Here is a 19,144-nt window from a genome sequence, read left to right on the forward strand (position 1 = left end):
TGTCGACACGGTGACGCATTGTAACGGAAAGCCGAACCTGCTCCAGAGACAATTTTACGCAGCCGCCACCTTCACCGGTACGCCGTTAAGCGCCGCGTTGCCGGACAACTCATCGAGCTGACAATCATCGGTCAGGTCGTTGGCGCTGGAGCCCGGCTGTCCGCTGGCAATGGTCATCTGCACGCCCGGCCGGGCATGGCCCCAGCCATGGGGCAGGCTGACCACGCCTTTCATCATGTCCAGGCTGCCCAGCACCTCGACTTCGATGACGCCCACCCGCGAACTGACGGTCACGCGTTGCCCGTCGACAAGGCCGCGACTGGCGAGGTCATCCGGGTGCATCAGCAACTGATGACGCGGCTTGCCCTTCACCAGTCGATGGAAGTTATGCATCCAGGAGTTGTTACTGCGCACATGGCGACGGCCAATCATCAGCAACTCGTCCGGTTTTGGCGCCTGCAACGCGGCAAAGCGCACAAGGTCGGCAAGAATCACCGCTGGCGCAGCCTGCACACGTTGGTTTTCGGTTTTCAGACGCGCAGCCAGGTTGGGCTTGAGTGCGCCGAGGTCGATGCCATGGGGATGGTCGAACAGGGTCGCCAGGGACAACTTGTGCGTCGAGGCGTCGCCATACGCCCCGCTGCGCAGGCCAAAATCGATCATTTTCGCGGGGGGCATGGTCGGCTTGAGCTCCTTGCCGGTCCGGGCAGCGAAGGCCTTGGCCAGGCCGACAAAGATTTCCCAATCGTGCAGCGCGCCCTCGGGCTTGGGCAGGATCGCCCGGTTGAAACGGGTCACGTTGCGCACCGCGAACAGGTTGAACGTGGTGTCGTAATGATCGTTTTCCAGGGCCGAGGTCGAGGGCAGGATCAGGTCGGCATAACGCGTGGTTTCGTTGATGTACAAATCGACGCTGACCATGAACTCCAGCCCATCCAGGGCCTGCTCCAGTTGCCGCCCGTTGGGTGTGGACAGCACCGGGTTGCCGGCCACGGTGACCAGCGCACGAATCTGGCCTTCGCCCTCGGTGAGCATTTCCTCGGCCAGGGCCGACACCGGCAACTCCCCTGAGTACTCGGGACGCCCGGACACCCGGCTCTGCCAACGATTGAAATGCCCGCCCGAGGTGGTAGCGACCAGGTCCACCGCCGGTTCGGTGCACAGCGCCCCGCCCACCCGATCAAGATTGCCGGTGACCAGGTTGATCACCTGGATCAGCCAATGGCACAGCGTACCAAACGCCTGGGTCGACACCCCCATCCGCCCGTAGCACACCGCTGACGGCGCGCCGGCGAAGTCCCGGGCCAATTGCCGGATCTGCGCTGCTGGCACCGCACAGAGCGGGCTCATGGCTTCAGCCGTGAACGTGGCAACGGCCTCACGCACCTCGTCCAGGCCGTCCACCGGCAGGTGACTGTCACGGGTCAAGCCTTCGCTGAACAATGTATTGAGCAAACCAAACAGCAGCGCAGCATCGCCGCCGGGTCGTACAAAGACATGCTGGTTGGCAATGGCCGCCGTTTCGCTGCGGCGCGGATCGACCACCACCACCTTGCCGCCACGGGCCTGGATCGCCTTGAGGCGCTTTTCCACGTCCGGCACGGTCATGATGCTGCCGTTGGAAGCCAGCGGGTTGCCGCCCAGGATCAGCATGAAGTCGGTGTGGTCGATGTCCGGAATCGGCAGCAGCAGGCCGTGACCGTACATCAGGTAGCTGGTCAGGTGATGGGGCAGTTGGTCCACCGAGGTCGCCGAGAAACGGCTGCGGGTTTTCAACAGGCCCAGGAAATAGTTGCTATGGGTCATCAGCCCATAGTTATGCACGCTGGGGTTGCCCTGGTAGACCGCCACCGCGTTCTGGCCGTGGCGCGCCTGGATATCCGCCAGGCGCTCGGCCACTAACGCAAAGGCGTCGTCCCAGGCAATGGGTTGCCATTCATTACCAACGCGCTGCATGGGCTGGCGCAAGCGATCCGGATCGTTCTGGATATCTTGCAAAGCCACCGCCTTGGGGCAGATGTGACCGCGACTGAAGGTGTCCAGCGTATCGCCCTTGATCGAGGTGATCGCCAGGCCCTGGCCGTCGGTTTCGGTGGTTTCGAGGGTCAAGCCGCAGATGGCTTCACACAGATGGCACGCACGGTGGTGGAGAGTCTTGGTCATGGCCAGTCTCTGTTTTATTCGTGGCGGGCGTTTTCGGCCGCGGGAACAAAACTATGGCGCGTGATTCCCGGCAGCGCCAGCGACGTTCGTCCTGTGAATTGCCGGGCATCAGGCCCACCGATGACCGGGCGTCAAGGCTGGTCGGGAGGCGGCGCCAGCAGCTGGATTTCTTCGACGGTTTCCACCTGTTCCTGGGCAATGGGCACACCCGTGAGTTCGCCGATCAGCCGCCAATGCTCGTCGAGCCCGTTACTGATGGTGGCCATGCGATCGATCATCCGGCGACCCGCGGCTTTGGTCACCTCGTCATCGCTGCGCAGCAATTCGAATGACATGGAAGTCACCGAAGCCGTCAGGTGCGTCAGCGAGCGTGCAGTCAGCCCCAGCAATTCCATCAATTGTTGCTCTTTCGAATCCATTTCGGGCTCCTGTGCCGCTGTGGCTCATTTATAACCCAGGCCTTTGCATTAGGAAATGTTTCACAACCACCAGCAGACAGGCGAAAGGCTGGGGGCCACGGTGCAAACCACCCCTCATCCATGGCGCGCCCGCCACGCTTGATTGCCAAGCCCAGCAACGCCAGTGTACAAATGGGTCGCTGCTGTCAGGAAACCGGCCACAAATATGCCATCGCATTCGCGTGATGGCCTCGCTGAAATCCCCAAAAACCGTAGCCCTATTGGTAAGACGCGACATTTAATTATAAGATCGCGCCTTCCCCTATTTCGTCGCCCCGTGCGGCTTTTGCCGCAGGTCTCGCCCGTTTTTTCATTAAACAAGGCTTTGAGCATCTGCGGTCAGTTACAAAAAGGTAGTCAATCATGAGCGCAAGGCACTTTCTCTCCCTGATGGATTTAACGCCCGATGAGTTGCTCGGCGTGATCCGTCGAGGCGTGGAGCTCAAAGACCTGCGTAACCGCGGCGTACTGTTCGAGCCCTTGAAAAACCGCGTGCTGGGAATGATCTTCGAGAAGTCATCGACCCGCACCCGTATCTCTTTCGAAGCCGGCATGATCCAACTGGGCGGCCAGGCGATCTTCCTGTCGCCCCGTGACACCCAACTGGGCCGCGGCGAACCGATCAGCGACTGCGCCATCGTCATGTCGAGCATGCTCGACGCGATGATGATCCGTACCTTTGCCCATAGCACCCTGACCGAGTTCGCGGCCCATTCCCGCGTACCGGTGATCAACGGCCTGTCCGACGACCTGCACCCCTGCCAGTTGCTGGCCGACATGCAGACCTTCCTCGAGCATCGCGGCTCGATCCAGGGCAAGACCGTGGCCTGGATCGGCGACGGCAACAACATGTGCAACAGCTATATAGAAGCGGCGCTGCAATTCGACTTCCAGCTGCGCATTGCCTGCCCTGAAGGTTTTGACCCCAATGCCGAACTGCTCGCCAAGGCCGGGGACCGGGTGACCATCGTGCGTGATCCGAAACAGGCCGTGGCCGGCGCGCACCTGGTGAGTACCGACGTCTGGACCTCCATGGGCCAGGAAGAAGAAACCGCCAAGCGCCTCGAGTTGTTCGCGCCGCTGCAGGTCAACCGGGCCTTGCTCGACCTGGCGGATGCCGAGGTGCTGTTCATGCACTGCCTGCCGGCCCACCGCGGCGAGGAGATCAGCTTCGATTTGCTCGACGACCCGCGTTCGGTGGCCTGGGACCAGGCAGAGAATCGTCTCCATGCGCAAAAGGCGCTGCTCGAGTTCCTTGTCGAGCCGGCGTATCGCCACGCATGAGCCACTCGCTGCTGCTGAACTTGCAAAACCTGGCCTGCGGCTACCAAAACCAGCGGGTCGTGCAGAACCTCAACCTGCACCTCAATGCCGGCGATATCGGTTGTCTGCTCGGTTCGTCCGGGTGCGGCAAGACCACCACGTTGCGCGCCATTGCCGGCTTCGAACCGGTGCACGAGGGTGAAATCCAACTGGCCGGGGAAACCATTTCCCGCGCCGGTTTCACCCTCGCCCCGGAAAAACGCCGTATCGGCATGGTGTTCCAGGACTATGCCCTGTTCCCCCACCTGAGCGTGGCCGAGAACATCGCCTTTGGCATTCGCAAGCATCCGGACAAGGACCGCGTCGTCGAAGAGTTGTTGGAACTGGTCAACCTCAAGCACCTGGGCAAGCGCTTTCCCCATGAACTGTCCGGCGGCCAGCAACAGCGTGTGGCCCTGGCCCGCGCGCTGGCACCGGAACCACAACTGCTGTTGCTTGATGAGCCGTTCTCCAACCTCGATGGCGAGTTGCGACGCAAGCTCAGCCATGAAGTGCGAGACATTCTCAAGGCCCGCGGCACCAGCGCGATCCTGGTCACTCACGATCAGGAAGAAGCCTTCGCCGTCAGTGACCATGTCGGGGTATTCAAGGAAGGTCGACTGGAACAGTGGGACACGCCCTACAACCTGTATCACGAACCGCTGACGCCATTCGTCGCCAGCTTCATTGGCCAGGGCTACTTCATTCGCGGCCGGCTCGACAGCCCGGAATCGGTGCAGACCGAGTTGGGCACCCTGCGCGGTAACCGTGCCTACACCTGGCCCATCGGCGGCGCGGTGGACGTGTTGCTGCGCCCGGACGATATCGTCTACGCACCGGACAGTCCGCTCACCGCCAGCATTGTCGGCAAGACCTTCCAGGGCGCTTCAACCTTGTATCGCCTGCAATTGCCCACAGGCGCGCAACTGGAATCGATCTTCCCCAGCCACGCCGACCATCAGCTTGGGGACCGTGTCGGCATCCGCGTGGCGGCTGAACACCTGGTGCTGTTCCAGGCCTCGGGCAGCACCGCGGCGCACATCCCTCCGATGGACAGCGGTGTGCGGCGCCATAGCCTGTAGGAGCTGTGTAGGAGCGGTCGAGTGCAACGAGGCTGCGATCTTTCCCCAGCCACTTGAATCTCAAGCGAAAGATCAAAAGATCAAAAGATCAAAAGATCAAAAGATCGCAGGCTTCGCCAGCTCCTACTGGGCGCAAACCAGCGGGGAATGCCATCACCCCAGCATCAACGTCCCACTGGCCACCAACGTCGCATTCCCACCGATCTTCACCCGCTCCCCCTCCAGCCGGCAAAACAGCGCCCCGCCCCGGGCCGAGCATTGGTAAGCCGTCAGGCCGTGCTTGCCCAAGCGCTTGGACCAATAGGGAATCAGGCTGCAGTGAGTCGAGCCGGTCACCGGGTCTTCGTTGATGCCGATCGCCGGGGCAAAATAGCGCGAGACAAAATCATGCTTGCTCCCCGGCGCGGTGACGATAGCGCCGGGCCAGGGCAGTTTTGCCAGGGCCGCCATGTCCGGCTTGCAATCGAGCACCGCTTGCTCCGACTCCAGCACTACGAACAGTTCGTTGGAACTCAGCACATCCACCGCTTCGACGCCCAAGGCATTCTGGACGGCCAAGGACGCGCCCAACTCGGCAGGCACGACGGCCGGAAAATCCAGCCACAGCCGATCACCCTCGCGCGTAACGCTCAATGAGCCGGACTTGCAGATGAAATCCAGTCGTTCGACGGTTTCGTGGTAGACCTCGAACAGTACATAAGCGCCGGCCAACGTAGCGTGCCCGCACAGCGGGACTTCGGTGGTGGGCGTGAACCAGCGGATATGCCAATGCTGACCTTCACGCACCAGAAACGCGGTTTCAGCCAGGTTATGTTCGGCGGCGATCTTCTGCATCAAGTCATCGGCAAGCCAGCCGTCGAGCCGATAGACCATCGCCGGGTTACCGCCGAACGGCCGGTCACTGAACGCATCGACCTGATGAAACGCAAGCTGCATGACACTTCTCCTTTTTATGATGCGCCAGCATGCGGTGCAGCGGCACGGGTTATCCAGTGACAGATCAGCAGAATTTTCACCCTACAGCGCAGGCCATCTCTGAAACTCCAGACTTACGCCCCTGTGGCGAGGGAGCTTGCTCCCGCTTGGCTGCGCAGCAGCCACCCGGCTATCAAGCCCGCCCAATATCGGCAAACGCCGCCCCGGTATGCTCCTTCAAAACCGAAGGCGCCAACTCGACTTCCAAGCCGCGGCGTCCCGCACTGACAAACATACTGGCGAGCGGCTGTGCGGAATTGTCGATGAAAGTGCGCAAACGCTTCTTCTGCCCCAGCGGGCTGATCCCGCCAAGTAAATAACCGGTCGAACGCTGCGCGGCCGCCGGGTCGGCCATCTCGACCTTTTTCACCCCGGCGGCATGGGCCAGGCCTTTCAAGTCCAGGCTTCCGGCCACGGGCACCACCGCCACCAACAGTTCACCCTTTTCGCTGGCCGCCAACAACGTCTTGAACACCTGCGCCGGATCCAGCCCGAGCTTTTCCGCCGCTTCCAGGCCGTAGGACGCGGCCTTGGGATCGTGTTCATAACTGTGGATGCGATGTTCGGCGCGCACTTTCTTAAGCAGATCCAACGCGGGTGTCATGACTGCTCCTGACAAGGAAATGAAAAAAAGAGTGGCCGGATTCTAAGCCATCGTCAGCGAAAAGGCTTGGGAGGGCGTCGCGTGTTCCGGTGATCCACCGCCAATGGAAGAGTCATTCACGCCACGAATAGTTGAAATGTGACCGACGGTTCACTTTCGACCTTTGACACCAGCGTTTCTTGTCTATATTTTTTCGAAACTGAAAGTCATATCGCAGGTCTCAAGCAACAACACGAGATCAGGATGAGGATCCTGCTTCGGTGGAGATCGCGCCATCGAGCTTTATCGAAGGCGCAGCAAAACAACAAAAACCCGAGGTTTGAATGACAACTGCTTTACAACAGCCGTCCCTGTCCAGCCAATGCCTGGCTGAATTCCTGGGCACTGCCCTGCTGATTTTTTTCGGCACCGGGTGTGTCGCGGCGCTCAAGGTTGCGGGTGCCAGCTTCGGCTTGTGGGAAATCAGCATTATCTGGGGCGTTGGCGTCAGCATGGCGATCTATCTGAGCGCGGGCATTTCCGGCGCCCATCTCAACCCCGCCGTCAGCATTGCCCTGTGCATTTTCACTGACTTCGAAAAGCGCAAACTGCCTCTCTACATGCTTTCCCAGTTGGCCGGTGCTTTCTGCGGTGCCCTCCTGGTCTACACGCTGTACAGCAACCTATTCTTCGATTTCGAACAGTCCCGACAGATGATTCGCGGCACCGAAGCAAGCCTCGAACTGGCCTCGGTGTTTTCCACCTACCCGCACGCAGCGCTGTCCACCGGCCAGGCCTTCCTCGTGGAGGTGATCATCACGGCCATCCTGATGGGCGTGATCATGTCCCTGACCGATGACAACAATGGCTTGCCTCGCGGCCCATTGGCGCCACTGCTGATCGGCCTGCTGATTGCCGTGATCGGCAGCTCCATGGGGCCCCTGACAGGCTTTGCGATGAACCCGGCGCGGGACTTCGGTCCTAAACTGATGACTTTCTTCGCTGGCTGGGGTGAAATTTCCCTCACGGGTGGACGCGACATCCCGTACTTCCTGGTTCCGATTTTTGCACCTATCGTGGGTGCCTGCCTCGGTGCTGCGGCCTATCGCGGGCTGATTGCCCGCCACCTGCCCAGCGCCACAACGGCTACAAAGGATGCAAAAACGGCCATTGACGGCAAGCCCAGAACATCCTGAAACAGTCGGTGCAGGCTCTTGCCCATCGAACCTGCGCCGTGGCTTCTTCCTTTTACGTCCCAAGGCAATCGACATGACCGATATCCAGAACAAGAACTACATCATTGCCCTCGACCAGGGTACGACCAGCTCGCGGGCGATCATCTTCGATCGCGACGCCAACGTGGTCTGCACCGCCCAGCGCGAATTCGCCCAGCATTACCCACAGGCCGGCTGGGTCGAACACGACCCGATGGAAATCTTCGCCACCCAGAGCGCGGTCATGGTCGAAGCCCTCGCCCAGGCTGGCCTGCACCATGACCAGGTGGCCGCCATCGGCATCACCAACCAGCGTGAAACCACCGTGGTCTGGGACAAGACCACCGGCCGGCCGATCTACAACGCCATCGTCTGGCAATGCCGCCGCAGTACCGAAATCTGCCAGCAGCTCAAGCGCGATGGCCACGAGCAATACATCAGCCAAACCACCGGCCTGGTCACCGACCCGTACTTTTCCGGCACCAAGCTCAAGTGGATCCTGGACAACGTCGAAGGCAGCCGCGAGCGTGCGCGCAACGGTGAACTGCTGTTCGGCACCGTCGACAGCTGGCTGATCTGGAAATTCACCGGCGGCAAGGTCCACGTCACCGACTACACCAACGCCTCGCGCACCATGCTCTTCAACATCCACTCGCTGGAATGGGACGCGAAGATGCTCGATATTCTCGACATCCCTCGCGAAATGCTCCCGCAAGTGAAATCCTCCTCGGAGATCTATGGCCGCACCAAGAGCGGCATCGCCATCGGCGGCATTGCCGGCGACCAGCAGGCGGCCCTGTTCGGCCAGATGTGCGTGGAGCCGGGCCAGGCGAAAAACACCTACGGCACCGGCTGCTTCCTGCTGATGAACACCGGTAAAAAGGCCGTCAAATCCAATCACGGCATGCTCACCACCATCGCCTGCGGCCCGCGCGGCGAAGTCGCCTACGCCCTGGAAGGTGCGGTCTTCAATGGCGGTTCCACGGTCCAGTGGCTGCGCGATGAACTGAAGATCATCAACGACGCGCTGGATACCGAATACTTTGCCAACAAGGTCAAGGACAGCAACGGCGTGTACCTGGTGCCCGCCTTCACCGGCCTGGGCGCACCCTACTGGGACCCCTATGCCCGCGGCGCGCTGTTTGGCCTGACCCGCGGCGTACGCGTCGATCACATCATTCGCGCAGCGCTGGAGTCGATTGCCTACCAGACCCGCGACGTACTCGACGCCATGCAGCAGGATTCGGGTGAACGCCTCAAGGCCCTGCGCGTCGACGGTGGCGCGGTGGCGAACAACTTCCTGATGCAGTTCCAGGCCGACATCCTGGGTACTCAGGTCGAGCGCCCGAAAATGCGTGAAACCACAGCCTTGGGCGCGGCGTACCTGGCCGGCCTGGCGTGCGGCTTCTGGGGCAGCCTGGAAGAACTGCGCGGCAAAGCGGTGATCGAGCGCGTATTCGCACCACAACTGGACGAGCAGGCGAAGGAAAAACTCTACGCCGGCTGGCAGAAGGCGGTCAGTCGCACCCGTGACTGGGAACCCCATGAAGACGCTGAATAAGGCCTGATAAGGTTCTGAAACTGGTCGGGAGTGGATTCCTGCGGCATCATGGGCAAATTTTGTACGGCAGCCCAAAGGAAGCCCCATGAATCTGCCTCCCCGCCAGCAGCAAATCCTCGAACTGGTCCGCGAACGCGGCTATGTCAGCATCGAGGAAATGGCGCAGCTATTCGTCGTCACCCCGCAAACCATTCGCCGCGATATCAACCAACTGGCGGAAGTGAACCTGCTGCGTCGCTACCACGGCGGCGCCGCCTACGACTCAAGCGTGGAAAACACCGCCTACGCCATGCGCGCCGATCAGATGCGCGACGAGAAGCAACGCATCGCCGAAGCCATCGCCGCCCAGATCCCCGATCATGCCTCGCTGTTCATCAACATCGGCACCACCACCGAATCCATTGCCCGGGCGCTGCTCAATCACAACCATCTGAAGGTCATCACCAATAACCTGCACGTGGCTTCGATCCTCAGCGCCAAGGACGACTTCGAAGTCCTGATCGCCGGCGGCAACGTACGGCGAGACGGCGGCGTGGTGGGTCAGGCCAGCGTCGACTTCATCAACCAGTTCAAGGTCGACTTCGCCTTGGTGGGCATCAGCGGGATCGATGAAGACGGCAGCCTGCTGGACTTCGACTACCAGGAAGTGCGGGTCTCCCAAGCCATCATCGCCAACGCCCGGCAAGTGCTGCTGGCGGCGGACTCCAGCAAATTCGGGCGCAACGCCATGGTCCGCCTGGGGCCTATCAGCCTGATCGACTGCCTGGTGACCGACCAGCAACCCGTGCCGGCCCTGGCGCAATTGCTGAGCCAGCACAAGATTCGGCTGGAGGTGGTTTAACGCCTTCTCCAATACCCTGTGGCAAGACTAATGCTGTGGGAGCAAGGCTTGCCCGCGATGAAGACGACACGGTTTCTACAAAGAACGAGGCGCCTGTTTCGCGAGCAAGCTTTGCTCCCACAAATCCCCTCGCCGCAACTGCCTCCCTGTCGGCTTCAATCTCTCTTCGTGTTCGAAAATTTTCCTTTTAGCTTCCTTTGATCAGTATTTTCAATCGAAGCCCGCTGGCTGTTGCGTTGTTTATGGGCTAGTATTTTCGCAAATGAACATTTATGTTCGAATTCAAATATTGCGAAAAAGAGCCCGAGGCCAGCCGATGCCCACTTCTACCTTGCCTACGCCCCCTCTCGCCGAGATTTACGACGTCGCCGTCATTGGTGGCGGTATCAACGGCGTGGGGATTGCCGCGGACGCTGCCGGTCGCGGTCTTTCGGTGTTCCTTTGCGAAAAGGACGACCTGGCCAGCCACACATCGTCGGCCAGCAGCAAGCTGATCCACGGTGGCCTGCGCTACCTCGAACATTATGAGTTTCGCCTGGTGCGCGAAGCGCTGGCCGAGCGCGAAGTGCTGCTGACCAAGGCCCCGCACATCGTCAAGCAAATGCGCTTCGTGCTGCCTCACCGCCCGCATCTGCGCCCGGCCTGGATGATCCGCGCCGGCCTGTTCCTCTACGATCACCTGGGCAAGCGTGAACAGCTCGCCGGCTCCAAAAGCCTGAAGTTCGGTGCCGACAGCGCATTGAAAAGCGAGATCACCAAAGGTTTCGAATATTCCGACTGCTGGGTCGACGATGCGCGGCTGGTGGTACTCAACGCCATGGCCGCCCGGGAAAAAGGCGCGCATATCCACACCCGCACGCGTTGCGTGAACGCCCGTCGCAGCAAAGGCCTGTGGCACTTGCACCTGGAACGTGCCGACGGCAGCCTGTTCTCGATCCGCGCCAAGGCATTGGTCAACGCCGCCGGCCCGTGGGTCGCCAAGTTCATTCGCGATGACCTGAAGCTGGAATCGCCCTATGGCATCCGCCTGATCCAGGGCAGTCACCTGATCGTGCCGAAACTCTACGAAGGCGAGCATGCACACATTCTTCAAAACGAAGACCAGCGCATCGTGTTCACCATTCCGTACCTGAACCAGTTCACCCTGATCGGTACCACTGACCGCGAATACACCGGTGACCCGGCCAAAGTGGCGATCACCGAGGGCGAAACCGATTACCTGTTGAAGGTGGTCAATGCCCACTTCAAGAAGCAGATCAGCCGCGACGATATCCTGCACAGCTATTCCGGCGTGCGTCCGCTGTGCAATGACGAATCCGACAACCCGTCGGCCGTGACCCGCGACTACACCCTGGCGCTGTCGAGTGACGGTGAAGAAGCCCCCTTGCTGTCGGTGTTCGGCGGCAAGCTGACCACCTATCGCAAACTGGCCGAATCGGCGATGGCGCAACTGGCCCCGTATTTCATGCAAATGCGTGCGAGCTGGACCGCCGTAGAGGCCCTCCCCGGCGGCGAAAACATGACCACCCCGCAGGCGCTTTGCTCGGCGATCCGCGACAAGTTCGACTGGCTGCCAACCGACATTGCCCGCCGCTGGGCCACCACCTACGGCAGCCGTACCTGGCGCATGCTCGAAGGCGTGCACAACCTGAGCGACCTGGGCGAGCACATCGGTGCCGGCCTCTATACCCGTGAAGTCGATTATCTGTGCAGCGACGAGTGGGCCGTCGATGCCCAGGACATCTTGTGGCGCCGCAGCAAGCTGGGCTTGTTCACCACCCCGCTCGAGCAGGAGAAACTGCAGCAGTACCTGGACAAGGTCGAGCACAACCGCCGCAAGATCGAAGCGGCCTGAACGATCGCCCGCTGAACCCAAGGCCCCTGAATCCTGCGATTCAGGGGCTTTTTGCTGTCTGAAATCCGCCACAGAACCCTGTGGGAGCGGGCTTGCTCGCGAAGAGGCCGGCACATTCAACATCAATGTGGCTGACACACCGCTTTCGCGAGCAAGCCCGCCCCCACAAGGATTAATGAAGCTCCAAGCCATTCGGTTTTCCGAACACGACCCGCCAGTCAGTTCGGCTAACCGGATAAAACAGCCCGCATAAAACCTGAAACAAAACATTAATTACCATCTAAAACAACAAGTTAACCAGATAACCCTGGCCTGGCACGACTCATGCTCTACACTCCTGGAGACGAATGCCTGTAAGCCAACACACCAGGAGCTGCCAGGCACTTCGAAGTACTCAGGGCCGACAAACCGGTCGAAATAAAAAAAACAATGTCGAGGAAACATCGATGCGTATCGTTCCCCATCTCCTGGGCGCAGCCATTGCTGCCGCTCTGATCAGCACTCCGGTTTTCGCAGCCGAACTGACCGGCACATTGAAAAAGATCAAAGAGTCCGGCGTTGTCACGCTGGGCCATCGCGATGCTTCCATTCCGTTTTCCTACATCGCGGACGCTTCCGGCAAGCCGGTCGGCTACTCCCACGATATCCAGATGAAAGTCGTCGAAGCACTGAAAAAAGACCTGGACTTGCCCAACCTGCAGGTCAAATACAACCTGGTCACCTCGCAAACCCGTATCCCGCTGGTGCAGAACGGCACCGTGGACCTGGAGTGCGGCTCCACCACCAACAACGTCGAGCGTCAGCAGCAGGTTGACTTCTCCGTTGGCATCTTCGAGATCGGCACCAAGCTGCTGTCCAAGAAAGATTCCAAGTACAAGGATTTCGACGACCTCAAGGGCAAGAACGTCGTGACCACCGCCGGCACTACGTCCGAGCGCATCCTCAAGGCGATGAACGCCGACAAGCAGATGGGCATGAACGTCATCTCCGCCAAGGACCACGGCGAATCCTTCCAGATGCTGGAATCGGGTCGTGCCGTTGCGTTCATGATGGACGACGCCCTGCTGGCCGGCGAAGCCGCCAAGGCCAAGAAAGCCGATGACTGGGCCGTGACCGGTACCCCACAGTCCTACGAAATCTACGGCTGCATGATGCGCAAAGGCGACGAGCCGTTCAAAAAGGCTGTCGATGACGCCATCAAGGCCACCTACGCTTCGGGCGAGATCAACAAGATCTACGAAAAATGGTTCATGCAGCCTATTCCGCCAAAAGGCCTGAACCTGAACTTCCCGATGAGCGAAGAACTCAAGGCACTGATCGCCAAGCCGACCGATAAAGCGGCTGACGACAAGAAATCCTGATTTCTGACTAACCTTATCTCCTGAAGGGGCCCGGCCCTTTCAGGAGATGGTCACTCCCTGCTGGCAACTCTGGAAACACTCGAACCGGTGGCTGTCGAGCCGATCGCGTGTGCCTGGCCTCCAAGCCGGGCGGGAACGGAGTTTCCCCAGGCAGGCATTTGTACATCGAACGATCTGAGGGGAGACCCTAATGAATTACAACTGGGACTGGGGCGTGTTCTTCAAGTCCACCGGCGTGGGCAGCGAGACTTATCTCGACTGGTACGTGGCCGGCCTGGGCTGGACCATCGCCATCGCCGTCGTCGCCTGGATCATTGCCCTGCTGCTGGGCTCGATCCTGGGTGTGATGCGTACCGTGCCGAACCGGCTGGTGTCGGGTATCGCCACGTGCTACGTGGAGCTTTTCCGTAACGTACCGCTGCTGGTTCAGCTGTTCATCTGGTACTTCCTGGTCCCGGACCTGCTGCCCGCCGATATGCAGGAGTGGTACAAGCAGGACCTGAACCCGACCACCTCGGCCTACCTGAGCGTCGTGGTGTGCCTGGGCCTGTTCACCGCCGCCCGGGTCTGCGAACAGGTGCGTACCGGCATTCAGGCGCTGCCGCGTGGCCAGGAATCCGCCGCGCGCGCCATGGGCTTCAAGCTGCCGCAGATCTACTGGAACGTGCTGCTGCCCCAGGCCTACCGGATCATCATTCCGCCGCTTACTTCGGAATTCCTCAACGTCTTCAAGAACTCTTCCGTGGCCTCGCTGATCGGCCTGATGGAACTGCTCGCGCAGACCAAGCAGACCGCCGAGTTCTCCGCCAACCTGTTCGAAGCCTTTACCCTGGCGACGCTGATCTATTTCACCTTGAACATGAGCCTGATGCTGCTCATGCGCATGGTCGAGAAGAAAGTCGCGGTGCCCGGCCTGATCTCCGTGGGGGGTAAATAATGGAATTCGACTTCACTGGCGTCATCCCGGCCATTCCCGGCTTGTGGAACGGTATGCTGATGACCCTCCAACTGATGGCCCTTGGCGTGGTCGGCGGGATCATCCTGGGGACCATCCTGGCGCTGATGCGCCTGTCCCACAACAAGCTGGTCTCCAATATCGCTGGCGCCTACGTCAACTATTTCCGCTCGATTCCGCTGCTGCTGGTCATCACCTGGTTCTACCTGGCGGTGCCGTTCGTGCTGCGCTGGATCACCGGCGAAGACACGCCGATCGGCGCGTTCGGCTCCTGCGTCGTGGCATTCATGATGTTCGAGGCAGCGTACTTCTGCGAAATCGTGCGGGCCGGCGTACAGGCGATTCCCAAGGGCCAGATGGGCGCCGCCCAGGCACTGGGGATGAATTATGGCCAGGTCATGCGCCTGATCATCCTGCCCCAGGCGTTTCGCAAGATGACCCCGCTGCTGCTGCAACAAAGCATCATCCTGTTTCAGGACACCTCGTTGGTCTACACGGTCGGCCTGGTGGACTTCCTCAATGCTTCGCGGGCCAATGGCGACATCATCGGCCGCTCCAATGAGTTCCTGATCATCGCAGGTCTCGTGTACTTCACAATCAGCTTTGCCGCCTCGCTGCTGGTCAAGCGTCTGCAAAAAAGGTTCGCCGTATGATCTCTATCAAGAACATCAACAAGTGGTATGGGGACTTCCAGGTACTGACCAATTGCAGCACCGAGGTCAGCAAGGGTGAGGTTGTGGTGGTGTGCGGGCCGTCCGGTTCGGGCAAATCCACGCTGATCAAGTGCGTGAACGCCCTGGAACCGTTCCAGAAAGGCGACATCGTGGTCGATGGCACGTCCATCGCCGACCCGAAGACCAACCTGCCGAAGCTGCGTTCGCGCGTGGGCATGGTGTTCCAGCATTTCGAACTGTTCCCGCACCTGACCATCACCGAGAACCTGACCATCGCGCAGATCAAGGTGCTGGGCCGCAGCAAGGAAGAAGCCACCACGAAAGGCCTGCAACTGCTTGAGCGCGTGGGTCTCTCGGCCCACGCCCACAAGCACCCGGGCCAGCTCTCCGGCGGCCAGCAGCAGCGCGTGGCGATTGCCCGTGCACTGGCGATGGACCCGGTGGTGATGCTGTTCGACGAACCGACCTCGGCCCTTGACCCGGAAATGGTCAACGAAGTGCTCGACGTGATGGTGCAACTGGCCCACGAAGGCATGACCATGATGTGCGTGACCCACGAAATGGGCTTCGCCCGCAAAGTGGCGAACCGGGTGATCTTCATGGACCAGGGCCAGATCATCGAAGACTGCCCGAAAGAAGAGTTCTTCGGCGACATCAGCGCCCGCTCCGAACGCGCGCAGCATTTCCTTGAGAAAATCCTGCAGCACTAAACAACACCACTCCCCACTGTGGGAGCGGGCTTGCTCGCGAAGAGGTCAGCACATTCAACATCAATGTGGCTGACACACCGCCTTCGCGAGCAAGCCCGCTCCCACACAGGGATCGGAGTTGGCTTGTCGATTTGTGTTGTGGTTGACCCAAGGCTTCTGTGATGAAATGCGACCCCACCCTTTATCGCGCCGCGCCGCCATCACTCGCCGTGAAACCCCGCCTGATCCGCCATCTGTTCCTGCCGCCACTGGTCATCGCCCTGATGATCGGCCTGGGTTACCTCGGCTTCTGGATCAGCGAGCACTATGGCGTACGTGGCCTCGCCGAGAATGGCGAACGCCAGTTGGAGCTGCACGCCCGTGCGGTCGAAAGCGAGATCAGCAAGTACACCTACCTGCCCAGCCTGCTGGAACTTGAATCGAGTGTCTCGCAACTGCTCGACGACCCGACGCCCGAGCACCGCAGGACCGTCAATGAATACCTCGAAGGCCTGAACCGCCGCAGCCGCAGCCGGGCCATCTACGTGATGGACACCACCGGCCGGGTGATGGCCACCAGCAACTGGCGCGATGTCGACAGTTACCTGGGCGAAGACCTGTCCTTCCGCGCCTATTTCCAGAACGCCGTGCGCGGCCAGCCGGGGCGTTTCTACGGCATCGGCAGCACCAACGGCGAACCCGGCTACTACCTGGCCCATGGCTTGGAGCAACAAGGCAAGATCATTGGCGTGGCCGTGGTCAAGGTGCGCCTCGAAGCCCTGGAGGAGCGCTGGCAGCGAGCGCGGCTGGAGGCGTTTGTCAGTGATGAGAACGGCATCATCATCCTGTCCAGCGACCCGGCGCGGCGGCTCAAGTCGGTTCGCCCCCTGAGCGACGACACCAAGGAACGCCTGGCCCGCAGCCTGCAGTACTACTGGTTCCCGCTCAATGAACTGGTGCCACTGGCCCGGGAACGCCTGGCCGAAGGCATGGAGAAACTGACGTTCCCGGCCAACAGCGAACTGGTGCCCGACGAGCGCGCCATCAGCTACTTGTCGCAGACCCGGCCCTTGAGCGATACACCGTGGAATTTCACCCTGCTGACCCCACTTGAAGACCTGCGTCGCCAGGCGATCAACCAAGGCATCCTGGTGGCCGTGGCCTTCGCCCTGGTGGCGTTCCTGCTGATTGCCTGGAACGAACGACGCAAGGTCATCGCCACCCGTCTCGCGGCCCGGGAAGCCTTGCAGCAAGCCAACAACCAGCTCGAGCGTCGGATTACCGAACGCACCACCGACCTGCGCGCCAGCAACGAACGACTCAAGGGCCAGATCCGCGAGCGGCGCCAGGCCGAAGAGACCTTGCGCCGGGCCCAGGACGAATTGGTCCAGGCCGGTAAACTGGCGGCCATCGGCCAGATGTCCACCAGCATCGCCCATGAACTCAACCAACCGCTGGCGGCGCTGCGCACCTTGTCCGGCAATACCGTGCGCTTCCTGGAACGCGGTCAACTGGACATCGCCAGCACCAACCTCAAGACCATCAACGAATTGATCGACCGCATGGGCCGGATCACCGCCAGCCTGCGCTCCTTTGCCCGGCGTGGGGACGACCAGGGCCAGGCCAGCCTCGGCAAAGGTATCGAGGCCGCGCTGCAACTGCTGGGCGCTCGTCTTGAAAGCTTGAACATCCAGATTCATTCCAGTTTCGACGACGTCCAGGTGCAAATTGACCAGACGCGCCTGGAGCAGATCCTGGTGAACCTGATCGGCAATGCCCTGGACGCCATGCAGACGCAACCCGAACCGCAGCTGTGGCTCGAAGGCCAGGCCGGCGATGGCAAATATCGCCTGCGTGTGCGAGATAACGGCCACGGTATTGACCCAGAAGCACGCAAGCATCTGTTCGAACCCTTCTTCACCACCAAACCCGGCGAACAAGGCCTGGGCCTGGGCCTGACGCTTTCCGCCAGCCTGGCCGCCGCCACGGGCGGATACCTGGGCGTCGAGCACCCGGTCGAGGGCAGTGGAACCACCTTTGTCCTCAGTTTACCGTTGGTAAGCCTTTCACCTGTCGAGCCGCTATGAACCACGACCTGAGCGTACTGATCGTCGAAGACGACCCCCACGTCCTGCTGGGCTGCCAGCAGGCCTTGAGCCTGGAAGACATTCCCTGCATCGGCGTGGGCAGCGCCGAAGAGGCCCTGGAGCGTGTCGACGATAACTTTGCCGGCATCGTCATCAGTGACATTCGCCTGCCGGGCATCGACGGCCTGGAACTGCTGACCCGCCTCAAGGCACGGGACCGCAGCCTGCCGGTGGTGCTGATCACCGGCCACGGCGACATCTCCATGGCCGTCGGTGCCATGCAAAAAGGCGCCTATGACTTCATGGAGAAACCCTTCTCTCCTGAACGCCTGGTGGACGTCGCCCGCCGTGCCCTGGAGCAGCGCAGCCTCGCCCGGGAAGTGTCATCGCTGCGTCGGCAATTGGCCGAACGCGATTCCCTGGAAGGCCGGATCATTGGCCGCTCGCCCGCCATGCAGCACCTGCGCGCGCTGATCGCCAACGTCGCCGACACCTCGGCCAACGTGCTGATCGAAGGCGAAACCGGCACCGGCAAGGAACTGGTCGCCCGTTGCCTGCACGACTTCAGCCGACGCCACGACAAGCAGTTCGTCGCATTGAACTGCGGCGGCCTGCCGGAGAACCTGTTCGAAAGCGAGATTTTCGGCCACGAAGCCAATGCCTTTACCGGTGCCGGCAAACGCCGGATCGGCAAGATCGAACACGCCGACGGTGGCACGCTGTTTCTCGACGAAGTGGAAAGCATGCCCCTGCCCTTGCAGATCAAGTTGCTGCGCGTGCTGCAGGAACGCACCCTCGAGCGCCTGGGTTCGAACCAGAGCGTGGCCGTGGATTGCCGGGTGATCGCCGCCACCAAGTCCGACCTGGACGAAATGGGCCGGACCGGGCTGTTCCGCAGCGACTTGTATTACCGCCTCAACGTGGTGACCCTGGAACTGCCGCCACTGCGCGAGCGGCGCGAAGACATCCTGCAACTGTTCAAGCACTTTCTCCAGCAGTCGTCCCTGCGCTTCGACCGCACGGTGCCGGAGCTGGACAACCAGACCCTGTCGAACCTGATGAGCCACGACTGGCCGGGCAACGTACGCGAACTGCGCAACGTCGCCGAGCGTTACGCCCTGGGCCTGCCGGCGTTCAAGCGCGCCGGTGCCAGCGGCGGTAACCAGGGCCTGGCCTTCGCCGAAGCCGTCGAAGCCTTCGAGCGCAACCTGCTGGTGGACGCCCTGCAACGCAGCGGTGGCAACCTGACCCAGGCCAGCCTGGAGTTGGGCATGGCCAAGACCACGCTGTTCGACAAAGTCAAAAAATATGGCCTGAGCCATTAACTGGGCGGGAAACCTGTGG

Annotated in this window: 16 protein-coding genes; 12 read left to right on the forward strand and 4 right to left on the reverse strand. The window is 60.9% G+C overall.

The window, feature by feature from the left end:
* Positions 1-54: 54 nt before the first annotated feature.
* Complete coding sequence (locus tag AD662_RS22220; protein ID WP_053189749.1) at positions 55-2,163, reverse strand: molybdopterin oxidoreductase family protein; 2,109 nt, start codon at positions 2,161-2,163, stop codon at positions 55-57.
* 131 nt (positions 2,164-2,294) lie between these two features.
* Positions 2,295-2,582: a hypothetical protein gene (locus AD662_RS22225; protein WP_014339882.1), complete on the reverse strand. Its 288-nt coding sequence runs from the start codon at positions 2,580-2,582 to the stop codon at positions 2,295-2,297.
* 402 nt (positions 2,583-2,984) lie between these two features.
* Between AD662_RS22225 and argF the strand changes: the two genes are divergently transcribed.
* Both argF and AD662_RS22235 read left to right on the forward strand, forming a co-directional pair.
* Positions 2,985-3,905, forward strand: a complete 921-nt coding sequence (argF, locus tag AD662_RS22230) for an ornithine carbamoyltransferase (RefSeq protein ID WP_018614175.1) — start codon at positions 2,985-2,987, stop codon at positions 3,903-3,905.
* Positions 3,902-5,005: an ABC transporter ATP-binding protein gene (locus tag AD662_RS22235; protein ID WP_053181286.1), complete on the forward strand. Its 1,104-nt coding sequence runs from the start codon at positions 3,902-3,904 to the stop codon at positions 5,003-5,005. The genes argF and AD662_RS22235 overlap by 4 nt, the downstream gene beginning before the upstream one ends.
* 153 nt (positions 5,006-5,158) lie before the next feature.
* On the opposite strand, the gene AD662_RS22240 is transcribed toward AD662_RS22235, so the two are convergent.
* Both AD662_RS22240 and ybaK read right to left on the reverse strand, forming a co-directional pair.
* On the reverse strand, positions 5,159-5,941 hold the full coding sequence (locus AD662_RS22240) for a PhzF family phenazine biosynthesis protein (protein WP_024619180.1): 783 nt from the start codon (positions 5,939-5,941) through the stop codon (positions 5,159-5,161).
* A gap of 172 nt (positions 5,942-6,113) precedes the next feature.
* Complete coding sequence (gene ybaK / locus AD662_RS22245; protein ID WP_018614180.1) at positions 6,114-6,584, reverse strand: Cys-tRNA(Pro) deacylase; 471 nt, start codon at positions 6,582-6,584, stop codon at positions 6,114-6,116.
* Between the two features lie 323 nt (positions 6,585-6,907).
* On the opposite strand from ybaK, the gene AD662_RS22250 reads away from it, so the two are divergent.
* The 10 genes from AD662_RS22250 (at position 6,908) to aauR (ending at position 19,125) form a co-directional block, all read left to right on the forward strand.
* A complete protein-coding gene (locus AD662_RS22250) occupies positions 6,908-7,759 on the forward strand; it encodes an MIP/aquaporin family protein (RefSeq protein WP_053189750.1) in 852 nt (283 codons plus the stop codon).
* Positions 7,760-7,832: 73 nt separating this feature from the next.
* A complete protein-coding gene (glpK, locus tag AD662_RS22255) occupies positions 7,833-9,338 on the forward strand; it encodes a glycerol kinase GlpK (RefSeq protein ID WP_053189751.1) in 1,506 nt (501 codons plus the stop codon).
* Positions 9,339-9,423: 85 nt separating this feature from the next.
* Complete coding sequence (locus tag AD662_RS22260; RefSeq protein WP_003204973.1) at positions 9,424-10,179, forward strand: DeoR/GlpR family transcriptional regulator; 756 nt, start codon at positions 9,424-9,426, stop codon at positions 10,177-10,179.
* A 316-nt stretch (positions 10,180-10,495) separates the two neighbouring features.
* On the forward strand, positions 10,496-12,034 hold the full coding sequence (glpD, locus tag AD662_RS22265; RefSeq protein ID WP_053189752.1) for a glycerol-3-phosphate dehydrogenase: 1,539 nt from the start codon (positions 10,496-10,498) through the stop codon (positions 12,032-12,034).
* Between the two features lie 446 nt (positions 12,035-12,480).
* A complete protein-coding gene (locus tag AD662_RS22270) occupies positions 12,481-13,395 on the forward strand; it encodes a glutamate/aspartate ABC transporter substrate-binding protein (RefSeq protein WP_018614189.1) in 915 nt (304 codons plus the stop codon).
* A gap of 190 nt (positions 13,396-13,585) precedes the next feature.
* Positions 13,586-14,332 carry an amino acid ABC transporter permease gene (locus tag AD662_RS22275; protein ID WP_018614191.1) on the forward strand — a complete coding sequence of 249 codons (747 nt, stop codon included), beginning with the start codon at positions 13,586-13,588 and terminating at the stop codon, positions 14,330-14,332.
* Entirely contained in the window at positions 14,332-15,003 is a 672-nt protein-coding gene (locus tag AD662_RS22280; protein ID WP_018614193.1) for an amino acid ABC transporter permease, read from the forward strand. Before AD662_RS22275 ends, AD662_RS22280 begins: the two co-directional genes overlap by 1 nt.
* Positions 15,000-15,734 carry an amino acid ABC transporter ATP-binding protein gene (locus tag AD662_RS22285; protein ID WP_053189753.1) on the forward strand — a complete coding sequence of 245 codons (735 nt, stop codon included), beginning with the start codon at positions 15,000-15,002 and terminating at the stop codon, positions 15,732-15,734. The genes AD662_RS22280 and AD662_RS22285 overlap by 4 nt, the downstream gene beginning before the upstream one ends.
* A gap of 161 nt (positions 15,735-15,895) precedes the next feature.
* Complete coding sequence (gene aauS, locus AD662_RS22290) at positions 15,896-17,800, forward strand: two-component sensor histidine kinase AauS (RefSeq protein WP_018614197.1); 1,905 nt, start codon at positions 15,896-15,898, stop codon at positions 17,798-17,800.
* Entirely contained in the window at positions 17,797-19,125 is a 1,329-nt protein-coding gene (gene aauR, locus AD662_RS22295; RefSeq protein ID WP_053189754.1) for a two-component response regulator AauR, read from the forward strand. The genes aauS and aauR overlap by 4 nt, the downstream gene beginning before the upstream one ends.
* Positions 19,126-19,144 lie beyond the last annotated feature (19 nt).

Origin of the sequence: Pseudomonas kilonensis (assembly GCF_001269885.1) — a bacterium.
GTDB classification, from domain to species: Bacteria; Pseudomonadota; Gammaproteobacteria; order Pseudomonadales; family Pseudomonadaceae; genus Aquipseudomonas; species Aquipseudomonas kilonensis.

Excerpts from the sequence above, each read along its gene's own strand:
- AD662_RS22220 (WP_053189749.1), bottom strand. The coding sequence starts at position 2,163 with ATGACCAAGACTCTCCACCACCGTGCGTGCCATCTGTGTGAAGCCATC.
- AD662_RS22225 (WP_014339882.1), bottom strand. The coding sequence starts at position 2,582 with ATGGATTCGAAAGAGCAACAATTGATGGAATTGCTGGGGCTGACTGCA.
- argF (WP_018614175.1), top strand. The coding sequence starts at position 2,985 with ATGAGCGCAAGGCACTTTCTCTCCCTGATGGATTTAACGCCCGATGAG.
- AD662_RS22235 (WP_053181286.1), top strand. The coding sequence starts at position 3,902 with ATGAGCCACTCGCTGCTGCTGAACTTGCAAAACCTGGCCTGCGGCTAC.
- AD662_RS22240 (WP_024619180.1), bottom strand. The coding sequence starts at position 5,941 with ATGCAGCTTGCGTTTCATCAGGTCGATGCGTTCAGTGACCGGCCGTTC.
- ybaK (WP_018614180.1), bottom strand. The coding sequence starts at position 6,584 with ATGACACCCGCGTTGGATCTGCTTAAGAAAGTGCGCGCCGAACATCGC.
- AD662_RS22250 (WP_053189750.1), top strand. The coding sequence starts at position 6,908 with ATGACAACTGCTTTACAACAGCCGTCCCTGTCCAGCCAATGCCTGGCT.
- glpK (WP_053189751.1), top strand. The coding sequence starts at position 7,833 with ATGACCGATATCCAGAACAAGAACTACATCATTGCCCTCGACCAGGGT.
- AD662_RS22260 (WP_003204973.1), top strand. The coding sequence starts at position 9,424 with ATGAATCTGCCTCCCCGCCAGCAGCAAATCCTCGAACTGGTCCGCGAA.
- glpD (WP_053189752.1), top strand. The coding sequence starts at position 10,496 with ATGCCCACTTCTACCTTGCCTACGCCCCCTCTCGCCGAGATTTACGAC.
- AD662_RS22270 (WP_018614189.1), top strand. The coding sequence starts at position 12,481 with ATGCGTATCGTTCCCCATCTCCTGGGCGCAGCCATTGCTGCCGCTCTG.
- AD662_RS22275 (WP_018614191.1), top strand. The coding sequence starts at position 13,586 with ATGAATTACAACTGGGACTGGGGCGTGTTCTTCAAGTCCACCGGCGTG.
- AD662_RS22280 (WP_018614193.1), top strand. The coding sequence starts at position 14,332 with ATGGAATTCGACTTCACTGGCGTCATCCCGGCCATTCCCGGCTTGTGG.
- AD662_RS22285 (WP_053189753.1), top strand. The coding sequence starts at position 15,000 with ATGATCTCTATCAAGAACATCAACAAGTGGTATGGGGACTTCCAGGTA.
- aauS (WP_018614197.1), top strand. The coding sequence starts at position 15,896 with ATGAAATGCGACCCCACCCTTTATCGCGCCGCGCCGCCATCACTCGCC.
- aauR (WP_053189754.1), top strand. The coding sequence starts at position 17,797 with ATGAACCACGACCTGAGCGTACTGATCGTCGAAGACGACCCCCACGTC.